Annotated in this window: 12 protein-coding genes; 8 read left to right on the top strand and 4 right to left on the bottom strand. The window is 53.7% G+C overall.

The window, feature by feature from the left end; all coding sequences use genetic code 11:
- Positions 1-245: 245 nt before the first annotated feature.
- From rimP to pnp, 7 genes are all read left to right on the top strand, one after another.
- Positions 246-677: a ribosome maturation factor RimP gene (gene rimP, locus SCT_RS09075; RefSeq protein ID WP_009205505.1), complete on the top strand. Its 432-nt coding sequence runs from the start codon at positions 246-248 to the stop codon at positions 675-677.
- 11 nt (positions 678-688) lie between these two features.
- On the top strand, positions 689-2,161 hold the full coding sequence (gene nusA, locus SCT_RS09070; protein ID WP_059421920.1) for a transcription termination factor NusA: 1,473 nt from the start codon (positions 689-691) through the stop codon (positions 2,159-2,161).
- A 31-nt stretch (positions 2,162-2,192) separates the two neighbouring features.
- Entirely contained in the window at positions 2,193-4,907 is a 2,715-nt protein-coding gene (gene infB / locus SCT_RS09065) for a translation initiation factor IF-2 (RefSeq protein ID WP_059421918.1), read from the top strand.
- Positions 4,908-4,945: 38 nt separating this feature from the next.
- Positions 4,946-5,320: a 30S ribosome-binding factor RbfA gene (rbfA, locus tag SCT_RS09060; RefSeq protein WP_059421917.1), complete on the top strand. Its 375-nt coding sequence runs from the start codon at positions 4,946-4,948 to the stop codon at positions 5,318-5,320.
- Between the two features lie 4 nt (positions 5,321-5,324).
- A complete protein-coding gene (gene truB / locus SCT_RS09055) occupies positions 5,325-6,233 on the top strand; it encodes a tRNA pseudouridine(55) synthase TruB (RefSeq protein WP_059421915.1) in 909 nt (302 codons plus the stop codon).
- 93 nt (positions 6,234-6,326) lie between these two features.
- On the top strand, positions 6,327-6,596 hold the full coding sequence (gene rpsO, locus SCT_RS09050; RefSeq protein WP_041673405.1) for a 30S ribosomal protein S15: 270 nt from the start codon (positions 6,327-6,329) through the stop codon (positions 6,594-6,596).
- A 142-nt stretch (positions 6,597-6,738) separates the two neighbouring features.
- The gene (gene pnp, locus SCT_RS09045; protein WP_059421913.1) at positions 6,739-8,862 is read left to right on the top strand and encodes a polyribonucleotide nucleotidyltransferase; all 2,124 of its coding nucleotides are present in this window, start codon (positions 6,739-6,741) and stop codon (positions 8,860-8,862) included.
- Positions 8,863-8,932: 70 nt separating this feature from the next.
- Here the strand turns inward: pnp and SCT_RS09040 are convergent, their stop codons facing one another.
- Together SCT_RS09040 and dksA are read right to left on the bottom strand one after the other, a co-directional pair.
- Entirely contained in the window at positions 8,933-9,391 is a 459-nt protein-coding gene (locus SCT_RS09040) for a hypothetical protein (protein WP_059421945.1), read from the bottom strand.
- A gap of 107 nt (positions 9,392-9,498) precedes the next feature.
- Entirely contained in the window at positions 9,499-9,921 is a 423-nt protein-coding gene (dksA, locus tag SCT_RS09035) for an RNA polymerase-binding protein DksA (RefSeq protein ID WP_009205513.1), read from the bottom strand.
- A gap of 80 nt (positions 9,922-10,001) precedes the next feature.
- On the opposite strand from dksA, the gene SCT_RS09030 reads away from it, so the two are divergent.
- Positions 10,002-10,760: an HAD family hydrolase gene (locus SCT_RS09030; protein ID WP_059421911.1), complete on the top strand. Its 759-nt coding sequence runs from the start codon at positions 10,002-10,004 to the stop codon at positions 10,758-10,760.
- A 7-nt stretch (positions 10,761-10,767) separates the two neighbouring features.
- On the opposite strand, the gene folD is transcribed toward SCT_RS09030, so the two are convergent.
- Complete coding sequence (gene folD / locus SCT_RS09025; protein ID WP_059421909.1) at positions 10,768-11,622, bottom strand: bifunctional methylenetetrahydrofolate dehydrogenase/methenyltetrahydrofolate cyclohydrolase FolD; 855 nt, start codon at positions 11,620-11,622, stop codon at positions 10,768-10,770.
- Between the two features lie 24 nt (positions 11,623-11,646).
- A complete protein-coding gene (gene flgA, locus SCT_RS09020) occupies positions 11,647-12,324 on the bottom strand; it encodes a flagellar basal body P-ring formation chaperone FlgA (RefSeq protein ID WP_237759644.1) in 678 nt (225 codons plus the stop codon).
- Positions 12,325-12,456: the final 132 nt, after the last annotated feature.

The following is a 12,456-nucleotide window of genomic DNA, read 5'->3' as shown; positions in this document are numbered from 1 at the left end:
TAGTGTGGATTACCCATGTGAAAGTAGGTCACCGCCAGGCTCCCAACAAGACAGACCCCCTCAGCGAATGCTGCAGGGGGTTTCGTTTTTTATAGCGTAGAAAAAATCAGGTGGGTTGTAAACATAATTCTAAGTGCCAACTTAATAAACCGTATGCCAGTTGATGTTTCATTCATACTGAATATTTGCTATAATGCGCGGATCGTATATGGGCTGTCAGCCCATTTTTTATTTGTGGCGGAGATATGGATTTATACGGTTTGCTAGAATCCACGGTAACCGGTCTTGGGTATGAGTTCGTAGACCTCGAGGTGTCGCAGCGGGGTAAGTCCCTTCGTTTGTTTATCGATAAGCCGGCAGGAATTAGTGTCGATGATTGCGCGTTTGTGAGCAACCATCTATCGCGATTGTTGGCGGTCGAGATGGACTGCGATTATGACCGGTTGGAGGTGTCATCTCCAGGCCTTGACAGGGTTTTGAAGAAGGAAGCGGATTTTATTCGTTTTAACGGTGAGCGTGCGCAGATTAAATTGCGGATTGCGCTTGCTGGCAGGAAGAATTATGCAGGTGTTTTGCGTGGTGTTAAGGATGGTGTACTGCAACTTGAAGTTGATGGTGCGCTGTTGACGCTGAATATTGCCAATATAGACAAGGCACGTTTGATACCGAATATATAGCCGGAGGTAGTATGAGTCGTGAGATTTTGCTGGTCGTGGATGTGATGTCGCGGGAGAAGAACGTCTCTAAGGATGTGATTTTTTCTGCGCTGGAATTGGCGTTGGCCTCCGCGACAAAAAAGCGTTTTCATGAGGATGTTGAAGTACGCGTCGACCTTGATCGCGAGACCGGTGAGTATTCCTCTGTTCGTCTCTGGCATATAGTTCCCGATGATGCCGTTGAGTTTCCTGAGCGTCAGGTCGGTCTTACTGAAGCGAAAGAACGCAACCCTGAATTTGAACTGGATGACTATATTGAGGAACCACTTGAGCCAGTCGAGTTTGGTCGTATCGGTGCGCAGGCCGCCAAGCAGGTGATCTTGCAGAAAATTCGTGAAGCTGAGCGTGAACAGATACTGAACGACTTTCTGGAACGCAAGGAGTTTCTTGTTACCGGAACCATTAAGCGGATGGAGCGGGGGAACGCCATTATCGAATCGGGGCGGATCGAGGCTTTACTGCCACGTGACCAAATGATTCCCAAGGAAAATCTTCGGATTGGCGACCGTGTGCGGGCATATTTGTCCCGAGTTGACCGGGCAGGCCGCGGCCCACAATTGATTTTGTCCCGCATTGCGCCCGAGTTTCTGGTCAAGCTGTTTGATCTGGAAGTTCCTGAAATTGAGGATGGGTTGCTTGAAATAAAATCGGCTGCGAGAGACCCAGGTGTGCGCGCAAAGATTGCTGTTAAATCAAACGATCAGCGCATTGACCCAATTGGAACTTGCGTTGGCATGCGTGGTTCACGCGTACAGGCAGTGACCTCTGAACTTGCTGGGGAACGGGTGGACATCATATTGTGGTCGCCCGAACCCGCTCAGTTTGTGATCAATGCTTTGGCACCTGCAGAAATCAGCAGTATCGTGGTGGACGAAGAAAAGCATAGCATGGACGTGGTGGTAGAGGAGGAGCAACTGGCGCAGGCCATTGGTCGCCTCGGGCAGAATGTGCGCCTGGCTAGTGAGCTGACAGGCTGGACCTTGAACATCATGACCGAGGAAGAGGCGGATCAAAAGAACCAGGAAGAGAGCTCGGCGATTATTTCTCAGTTTATGCTAAAGCTTGACGTTGACGAAGAAGTGGCAGGGATTTTGGTGCAGGAGGGATTCGGCACGCTTGAAGAAGTGGCCTATGTCCCTCTTTCAGAGATGTTGGAAATTGAATCTTTTGATGAGGATACGGTCAATGAACTCCGCAGTCGCGCACGCAATGCGTTGCTGACGGAAGCGATTGCCAGCGAGGAAAAAATGGAGGCTCCCTCAGCTGAATTGCTGGCGATGGAGGGAATGGATGATGAGACAGCACGTGCCTTGGCATCCAAGGGCGTGGTGACGATGGATGATCTGGCTGATTTGGCGGTTGACGATCTGGTTGAAATGACCGGGATGGATAGTGAACGCGCCAAGGAATTGATTATGACGGCACGCGCTCCGTGGTTTGCATGACGATAGCGAGCAGAATGTACTGGAGACCTAAATGGGACAAATGAACGTGGCTCAATTTGCCGGCGAGCTGGGCTTGCCCGCAACGCTGTTGCTGGAACAGTTGCGGGCCGCGGGCGTGAATAAAGCGGCGTCTGAGGATTTACTGACTGAGCAAGACAAGACTCAATTGCTTGATTATTTGCGTCGTGCACATGGCGCAAAAGAACTGAAGAATAAAATCACTCTGACCCGCAAGGAAACGACTGAAATCAAGAAGTCGGACAGTACTGGCAAAGCGCGTACTATCCAGGTGGAGGTGCGCAAGAAGCGGGTTTTTGTTAAACGAGAAATTGCCGAAGCCGCTCCGGTCGAAGCGACCTTGGGTGAAGCCGCTCTGATGGAAGCGCCAGTTGAAGCTGCTCCGGTTGAAGTATCAGTTGAAGCTGCTCCGGTTGAAGTATCAGTTGAAGCTGCTCCGGTTGAAGTATCAGTCGAAGCCGCTCCGGTTGAAGTGCCAGTTGAGGCTGCTCCGGTTGAAGTGCCAGTCGCAGCCGCTTCAGTTAAGAAAAAAGCTAAGCCGCAATTGCACGACGCAGAGATCGCCAAACGCGAAGAAGAAGCACGCAAGCAATCAGCGCTTTTCGCACGTCAAAGCGCCGATATTCGTGAAAAGCAGGAAAAAGGTCTGCGCCGACAAGCCGAAATAGTGGCGCAAGCTGCAGCAGCTGCAGAATCTGCGGCTGCTGTAACTCAAGCTCCTGCCAAGGTGCCAGAGCCCTCTCTTTCGGAAGGCACTTTACATAAGCCTGTCGTAAAGCCGGGTGAAAAAGTCGAGAAAAAGGCAGCAAAGAAAAAGGAAACTACCTGGGCTGATTCTGCGGGCAAAAAGCGCGGTATCAAAGTGCGTGGTGATATGGGGGCCGGAACCGGGTGGCGCAACCGTAAGGACAGGGGGGCACATCACAAGACGGAAGACCAAGGGCCACATGGTTTTGCCATGCCGACTGAACCCATTATTTACGAGGTGATGATCCCTGAAACCATCACGGTCGGGCAGCTTGCGCAAAAAATGGCGGTAAAGGCAGCTGCAGTCATCAAAGTAATGATGAAGATGGGCACCATGGCGACGATAAACCAGATGCTGGATCAGGAAACCGCGATGATTCTGGTCGAGGAAATGGGGCATGTCGCCAAGCCGGCGGCCCTGGATAGCCCGGAAGCTTATCTGGCAGATGAGGATGTGCATGAAGTGCACATGGAGCCGCGCGCACCTGTGGTGACGGTAATGGGTCACGTCGACCATGGTAAGACCTCTTTGCTCGATTATATTCGCCGTACCCGCGTTGCTCATGGCGAAGCTGGCGGTATTACCCAGCATATTGGTGCCTATCACGTGGAAACGCCACGCGGTATGGTGACCTTCCTCGATACGCCGGGCCATGAGGCTTTTACGGCGATGCGCGCGCGCGGTGCTAAAGCCACTGACGTGGTCATTCTGGTAGTGGCTGCCGATGACGGCGTGATGCCGCAGACGATTGAAGCGGTTCATCATGCCAAAGCGGCAGGCGTGCCTGTCGTCGTGGCAATGAACAAGATTGATAAGCCAGAAGCCAATCCGGAACGCATTAAGCAGGAGTTGGTAGCGCAAGGTGTCGTCCCTGAAGATTGGGGCGGAGATACGATGTTTGTCGGGGTTTCTGCCAAAAGCGGCGAGGGCATCGATGAACTGCTTGAAGGCGTGTTGTTGCAGGCTGAGGTGCTAGAATTAAAAGCGCAAAAGAATGCTCCCGCCAAGGGTTTGGTGATTGAGGCGCGATTGGACAAGGGTCGTGGCCCTGTGGCGACTATTCTTGTGCAGACTGGAACGCTTAAGCAGGGCGACATGCTTTTGGCTGGCGGGGCCTTCGGTCGCGTACGGGCCATGCTGGATGAAAACGGCGACATGGTGAAAGAGGCCGGGCCTTCCATTCCCGTAGAAATCCAGGGTTTGTCAGAGGTGCCGATGGCGGGCGAGGATGTGATCGTGCTGAACGACGAGCGTAAGGCGCGTGAGATCGCGTTGTTCCGCCAAGGCAAGTTCCGTGACGTAAAGTTGGCTAAGCAGCATGCAGCGAAACTTGAGAACATCTTCGATCAGATGGGTGAGGGCGAGGTTAGAGTTCTGCCGCTGATCATCAAGACCGATGTTCAAGGCTCCTACGAAGCTCTGGCTCATGCACTGCAGAAACTTTCCACCGACGAAGTTAAGGTTAATATAATTCATAGCGGAGTAGGCGCGATTACCGAGTCCGATATCAATCTGGCTCTGGCTTCGAAAGCCGTGGTAATCGGCTTTAACTCGCGGGCTGATGCGACTGCACGCAAGCTGGTCCAGTCCGCCGGAGTGGATGTACGCTACTACACTATTATTTACGATGCGGTGGATGAGATCAAAGCTGCGCTGTCAGGCATGCTGGCGCCAGAGCGCAAAGAAAGTGTACTCGGCTTGGTGGAAGTGCGCGAAGTGTACAAGATTTCAAAGGTGGGTACGGTTGCTGGTTGCTACGTGCTCGACGGCACAATAAAACGTGGTTCTATGGTGCGAGTGTTGCGTGATAACGTGGTGATCCATACCTGCGAGTTGGACTCCCTCAAACGCTTCAAGGACGATGTGAAGGAAGTGAAATCCGGTTTTGAATGCGGATTGTCGCTGAAGGGCTTTAACGATCTTAATGTCGGCGATCACCTCGAGGCTTATGAGATGATTGAAGTTGCACGTAGCCTTTAGGCACCGATTTATGCAACGGATAACCTGGAAGTTCCATCATGGGTAAAGCTTTTCTGCGAACCAGCCGGGTTGCCGAGCAAATCCAGCGCGAACTGGCGGATCTGATCCAGATGGAAATAAAGGATCCCCGTGTCGGCATGGTGACCTTGACTGGTGTTGAGGTGACCCAGGACTATGCTCATGCCAAGGTGTATTTCACCACGATGAAGGCGGCTGAGCAGGTACCCAAGGCACAGGCTGGCCTCGAGCATGCTGCCGGCTTCCTGCGTTCGCAGTTGGCGCATCGCATGAAGCTGCGGATCATGCCCCAGCTGCATTTTATCTATGATACTTCCGTCGAGCATGGGGTTCGTCTGTCCCAACTGATCGACGAGGCGGTTTCCTCAGATAAAGCGCATCAACGAGAAGAATAGCCCATTGCAGTTTAAACGGATCAAGCGTCCTATCAGCGGTGTTCTGCTGCTGGATAAGCCTTACGGAATTTCGTCGAATGGCGCTCTGCAGCAGGCCAAACGACTGTATCAAGCCGCCAAAGCCGGGCACACCGGCAACCTGGACCCGATAGCAACAGGCTTGCTGCCGATCTGCTTTGGCGAGGCGACCAAGTTTTCACAGTTTCTGCTGGATGCCGGCAAAACCTATCAGGCGGTTTTCAAACTGGGGAAAACCACCACCACGGGCGACTCTGAGGGGGAAGTGACCAGCAGCAAGGTCGTGGATCTGTCGCTTGGCCAAGTGGAACAGGCGTTGCAACAGTTTATTGGCCCCATTCTCCAGGTGCCACCGATGCATTCTGCCCTCAAATTTCAGGGTAAGGCGCTTTATACTTATGCTCGTGCCGGGATTGAGATAGAACGGGCGGCGCGGCCGGTGACGATTTACAGCTTAACTCTGGATAGCTTTGCTGGTGACGAGTTGAGCGTTACGGTGGCGTGCAGCAAGGGTACCTATATTCGGGTGTTGGCGGAAGATCTGGGCCGTGTACTAGGGTGTGGCGCCTTTATGCAGGCATTAAGGCGCACGCGCATTGGCAGTTTTGAAATTGGCCAAACGGTGACCCTGGAGCAACTCGATGGGTTGGACCTGGAAGCCAGGGACGCACGGCTTTTGCCGCCGGACTGCCTGCTGGATGGGCTGCCAAAAATAACACTGGATCGGGAAAGCGCCTATTATTTTCGGCAAGGGCAGGCGATCTGGATGCCGAAGCAGGTGCATGATGGAGTAGTGGTTTTGTACGATGAAGGCAAATGCCTTGTCGGTATTGGCGAGATCGCGGATGACGGCAAGATTGCACCCAAAAGGCTCATTGTCGAGAGTACGGTGTAACAGAATTTTTTCGCAGGTGCTAACCTGCGAGAATTACTTGAGAATATCTCATAATACAAGGTAAAATAACGCGTTTTATTTGTGGAGAAAACTATGTCAATGAACAGCACCCAAAAGGCACAAATTGTGCAGGATTATCAAAAAGCCACGGGCGACACCGGTTCGACCGAAGTGCAAGTTGCCCTTATGACTGCACGCATCAACGATCTTACCGGTCATTTCAAGACCCATGCCAAGGATCATCATTCCCGCCGTGGTCTGCTGAAGCTGGTCAGCAAACGCCGCAAGCTGCTGGATTATCTGCGAGGCAGCAGTGTTGATCGCTATCGTACCTTGATTGAGCGCCTCGGCTTGCGTAAGTAATTTCTGTTTTCTCGCGTCCTCCATCGGGAACGAGGATTCCGCAAGGATGGATTCGGCAATGGATAGAGCAGAGATTGTGTAGGTTGCGTTGCAGTCCTGCCGACTCGATAAAGAAGATTACGATTAAGTAGAGGATAACGTTTTGAGCCATATCAAGAAAAGTATTGCGTTCGGGCGTCATACACTGACGCTGGAAACCGGAGAAATCGCCCGCCAGGCGTCTGGTGCCATTATGGTTAGCCTGGATGATACTGTTGTACTGGTTACAGTGGTTGGCGCCAAAAGCGTCAAACCCGGGCAGGATTTTTTCCCGCTGACGGTCGATTACCAGGAACGGACTTACGCTGCTGGCCGGATACCTGGCGGTTTCTTCAAGCGTGAAGGTCGCCCCTCCGAAAAGGAAATCCTGACTTCCCGTTTGATCGATCGCCCGTTGCGCCCGCTTTTCCCTGAGGGTTTTTACAATGACGTGCAAATCGTTGCTACCGTCATGTCTTCCGAGAGCGAAATCGATTCCGACATTCCTGCCTTGATCGGCGCTTCCGCCGCTCTGGCGATTTCCGGCATCCCCTTTAATGGCCCAATTGGCGCTGCGCGTGTTGCTTATATCAATGGCGAATACGTGCTTAACCCGACGGCGACAGAACTGAAAGCTTCGCAGCTTGATCTGGTCGTTGCAGGTACCGAATCGGCTGTCCTGATGGTCGAATCCGAAGCCATGGAACTGCCTGAAGACGTGATGCTGGGTGCGGTGGTGTTTGGCCATGATGAAATGCAGGCAGTGATCAACCTGATCAACGAGCTTGCCGATGAAGTGGCGGCTGCGCCATGGGATTGGAAGGCACCAGAGCAGGACCAGACTCTGATCGAAAAGATCGCTCAATTGGCTCAGGCCGAGTTGAACGAAGCTTACAAGGTCCGCCAGAAGCAGGACCGCTACCAGAAAATCGACGCTATTCGCAGTCGTGTACTGGGCGAGCTGCTTACCGAAGATATGGATACCGCCCGCGTCAACCAGATCAAGGGTATTTTCGAGAATCTTGAAGCCAAGATCGTGCGTAGCCAGATTCTCGAGGGTGAACCCCGCATTGACGGCCGCGATACACGTACCGTTCGCCCTATTACTATTCGCACCGGCGTTCTGCCGCGCGTGCATGGCTCGGTGCTGTTCACCCGTGGCGAAACCCAGGCGCTGGTTATTGCCACGCTGGGCACCGGGCGTGACGAGCAGACCATCGATGCATTGCAGGGCGAGTACAAGGATCGCTTCTTGCTGCATTACAACTTTCCTCCCTACGCAACGGGTGAGTGCGGTCGTGTGGGTACCCCGAAACGCCGTGAAATTGGTCACGGACGTCTGGCGAAGCGTGCTTTGGTTGCGGCTTTGCCCAGTGCGGAAGAATTCGGCTATACCATGCGCGTGGTTTCGGAAATTACCGAGTCGAATGGTTCCAGTTCGATGGCTTCAGTCTGCGGCGGCTGTCTGGCGCTGATGGATGCGGGTGCTCCGATGAAAGCGCACGTGGCAGGTATTGCCATGGGCCTGATCAAGGATGGCAATCGTTTTGCAGTGTTGACGGACATTCTGGGCGATGAGGATCACCTCGGCGACATGGACTTCAAGGTCGCAGGCACGGATAGAGGTATCACTGCATTGCAAATGGACATCAAGATTCTTGGGATCACCAAGGAAATCATGCAGGTCGCGCTCAGTCAGGCGCGTGAAGGCCGCATGCATATCCTCGGCATCATGCATGAAGCTGTGCCGCATGCTCGTCAAGAAATGTCTGCCTATGCGCCCCGGATTATCACCATCAAGATCAACCCGGAAAAAATTCGTGATGTGATCGGCAAGGGCGGCGCGGTGATCCGTGCTCTGACCGAGGAAACAGGCACTACCATCGACATTACTGAGGACGGTACGGTGAATATTGCCTGCCTGAGCTCGGAAGCCGGCGATCTGGCCAAGAGGCGCATTGAAGAGTTGACCGCCGAAGTTGAGGTTGGTCGGACATATGAAGGTAAAGTAATTAAAATGCTGGATTTTGGTGCGATTGTCAGCGTGTTGCCGGGCAAGGATGGTCTGCTGCATATTTCCCAAATCGCTCACGAGCGGGTGAATGCGGTCTCCGATCATTTGAGTGAGGGGCAAGTCGTCAAGGTCAAGGTGCTAGAGGCTGATGAGAAGGGCCGTTTGCGCCTTTCCATGAAGGCTCTGATAGAAGCTCCAGCAGTGGCGAGGAAACCAGAAGGTAGCGAAGCCTAAACCCTCTTCGGGTTTTTGGGATGAAAAAGCCCCCTTGGCGAAAGCCAAGGGGGCTTTTTTTGTTGGCGATTTATTTCTGAGAAAAAAGTCCTTGCCACCAGCGCTGGCGGTTGGCGGGCAGGGCGTATTTCAGATGCAGTTCGGTGGGAGGTGCCAAGCTCATGATCCAGCCAGGCAAGATTGCATTTTTACTTGAGCCGCAGGAGACACCCAGATGATTGGGGTCATAGATCTTGATGAAAGAGGGTTTGTCCAGACAGTCAGCGTAGACGATGCCGCAGTAGCTTTCGCGGTGGTCTTGCCGAAGTAGTGCATCCATTTCAACGATGAATTTTTCCACCTGTGCTGGCGTAGCGGGGGCGATTGGCACGGCCTCGCCAACGGCATAGAGATACCAGCCGGCATCCTTGTCCACTTTGGTCCAGAATTCGGACAATTGAGCCCATTTAAGCAAACTGTACAACAGCCCGCTCATTTGACGCTGGAATTCGTTCTGGGCAGGGTCAGGCTGTGTAGCGGAAGTTTGCATAAGGAACGTTAGGCCGTGAAAGGTATATTTGGCAACCTGCATCTAGTTCCGACATAGCCTTGGCCTCGGCAAAGGTTAGTCTTCACTGAAAGCAAGTCGCCTAATTTTCATTTGGCAACTTGCTTTTCTCTTAGTTCGTCGAGCGTCTTGCAGTCGATGCACAGCGTGGCGGTGGGACGTGCTTCCAGGCGCTTCAGGCCGATTTCGACGCCGCAGCTTTCGCAGTATCCGTAATCTTCGGCTTCGATTTTGCCGATGGTTTCGTTAATTTTCTTGATGAGTTTGCGTTCGCGGTCGCGGTTTCTGAGTTCTAGTGCCATGTCGGATTCCTGGCTGGCGCGGTCATTGGGGTCGGCAAAGATCGTCGCTTCGTCCTGCATGGTATGCACGGTACGGTCGATATCCTGGCTCAGTTCGCCTTTCCAGTCCTCGAGAATTTTGCGAAAATGCGCAAGCTGTCGAGTGTTCATGTATTCTTCATTCTTTTTTGGAACGTAGGGGGTGAATTGTTTGCGTAATTCTGCGGACATGTAAGCTCTACCGTTTTTAGCGAAACCGCTTTAATAACAGAAATTCTGACTTATCGCAAGTTTGGGCAAAAGGAGCAGGCGTGTTAAAGGCTTTGATTTTTGATGTGGACGGCACCCTCGCGGACACCGAGCGTGATGGTCACCGGTTGGCATTCAATGCGGCTTTCCGGGAGTTTGGGTTGGATTGGGAATGGGATGTGCCGCTGTACGGCAAGTTGCTGGAAGTTACTGGTGGCAAGGAACGTATCCGGTTTTATGTGGAGCGTTTCCGGCCGGATTACAGCAAGCCCAAAGATTTTGACGATTTGGTGGTGACCCTGCACAAGGCCAAAACCGGTCATTACGTCGAGTTGCTGGGTCGGGGTGGGATACCCCTGCGTAGCGGGGTCAAGCGGCTGCTTAACGAGGCCAGGGGCGCTGGTATCAGGCTGGCGATCGCGACTACCACTACCCCGGAGAATGTGACCGCCCTATTGGGTAATACCTTGGGTGGCGATCCGGCTGAATGGTTCGAGGTGATTGCGGCAGGTGATGTCGTTCCTGCGAAGAAACCGGCGCCGGATATCTATTTCTGGGCGCTGGACAAGATGAAGCTCGACGCTGCAGATTGCCTGGCGCTGGAAGACTCGGAGAACGGCGTAAGGGCAAGTGTAGGTGCGGGTTTGAAAACCGTTGTAACGATCAACGACTATACGCTGGATCACGATTTCTCTGGCGTGGTGGCGGTGTTGAGCGATCTGGGCGAGCCAGGTCAGCCATTTCGTATGATGAAAGGGGAAGCGACTGGCCAGGAATGTGTCGATCTTGATTTGTTACGGCGCTGGCACGCCGCAGGCTAAGTGCAGGTTACGGTGCGTGCCTTTGGGCCGCCGCTAACGTGTTTTCCAGCAGCGTTGCGACCGTCATCGGACCCACTCCGCCAGGTACAGGTGTGATCCAGGCCGCGCGCTGGCGCGCCTCTTCGAATTCGACATCGCCGCAGATGCTGCCGTCCGGAAGGCGGTTGATGCCGACATCAATCACCGTAGCTCCTTCGCGTATCCATTCACCCTGAATAAATTTTGGTTTTCCTACTGCCACCACCAGAATTTCCGCCTGGCGAATGAAGGCGGGCAGGTCACGGGTGAAGCGGTGGGTGGTGGTGACAGTGCAGCCGGCGAGCAGGAGTTCCAGTCCCATCGGCCGTCCGACGATGTTGGAAGCGCCGACGATCACAGCATGTTTTCCCTTAAGGTTCTCCCCAGTGGTCTTGAGCAGAGTCATAACGCCATGCGGTGTGCATGGGCGCAGCACCGGGATGCGTAGCGCCAGGCGACCGATGTTGTAGGGGTGGAAGCCGTCCACGTCCTTGTCCGGATGGATGCGTTCTATCACGGTTTCGGGGTCGATATGTTGCGGCAATGGCAGCTGAACCAGAATGCCGTCGATACCGGGGTCGTCGTTGAACTGGTCGATCAGCGCCAGCAACGTTTCCTGGGTGGTGGTCGCGGGCAGGTCGTGGGAGACTGAGCGCACATTAGCAGTTTCGCACGAGCGTCGCTTATTGCGTACGTAGATCGCTGAGGCAGGTTCTGCTCCAACCAGGATTACGGCCAGTGCCGGCGCGCGTTTGCCAGCGGCAAGGCGTGCTTCCACCCCTTGCCTGACTTGTTGAAGAATTTGCTCGGACAGCGCCTTGCCATCCAGATTTTTAGCGGTCATAGCGTCTCGACTTAAATATTTTTTCTAAAAATTCACTTCCACCACGCCATTCTGTTTGGCGATGCCGCTGATGACTTCTCCGGACTGGGTGCGCACCGATACTACTTGACCCAGGGTGGCATTCGCGAGCGCCTTGCCTTCAGACGTGACCTGGAACCCGTTTCCTTTCGCCATCAGCTTCACTGTTTGCCCCTGCTGGATGACTTTGGGGGCTCGCAACATATCATGCCGGAAGGGTTGACCCGTTGAGGCGCTATAAATGACGGTTTTACCGATGGCAAGTTCGGGATCCGTGATGACTCCAGGTGGCAGTTGCGAAAGATCATTGCTTTGCATCGCGACATCGGCTGGGCTGACAGTCTGGCCGGCGCTTAAAGGGCGGGTGGCAACGGCGGTCTGCGCCATGATCCTGACGCTGACCGGCACATAAATGGTCCACGGGGTGGCGGATTGGCAGCGCACCCCTACGGTGGAGTTTCCCCACAATCGGCTGCCGGAGGGTAGGAAAGCTTCCGGTGTATCGCATGAGGGCAGTTGCAGGCGTGGGTCAATCGCACCCACAGTCGATGTTACCTCTCCAGGCAGTTCGGCGGTATTCTGTCGCACGAAGTGATCTACAGTCTTGCGGATCATTCCAATATCCTGCCAGCCGGCGCTGGCGCAGGCTGGCGAAAAGGTGGAAAGCAGGCAGCAGAGCGCCACCAAGATGTGCTTGTTGCCAAAAAAAGATCGAGCTGGGAAATTGACCATCAGAGGTACGGAATGGTTGCAGGTTATAGTAATTGTAACCCGAAAACGAAGTTTCAGTGGAGGCTAACGCCTGCTTTATCGGGG

The organism is Sulfuricella sp. T08, assembly GCF_000971475.1.
Classification (GTDB): Bacteria; Pseudomonadota; Gammaproteobacteria; order Burkholderiales; family Sulfuricellaceae; genus Sulfuricella.
Note: the sequence above shows the minus strand (reverse complement) of the source record. Positions and strands in the feature narration are given on the sequence as shown.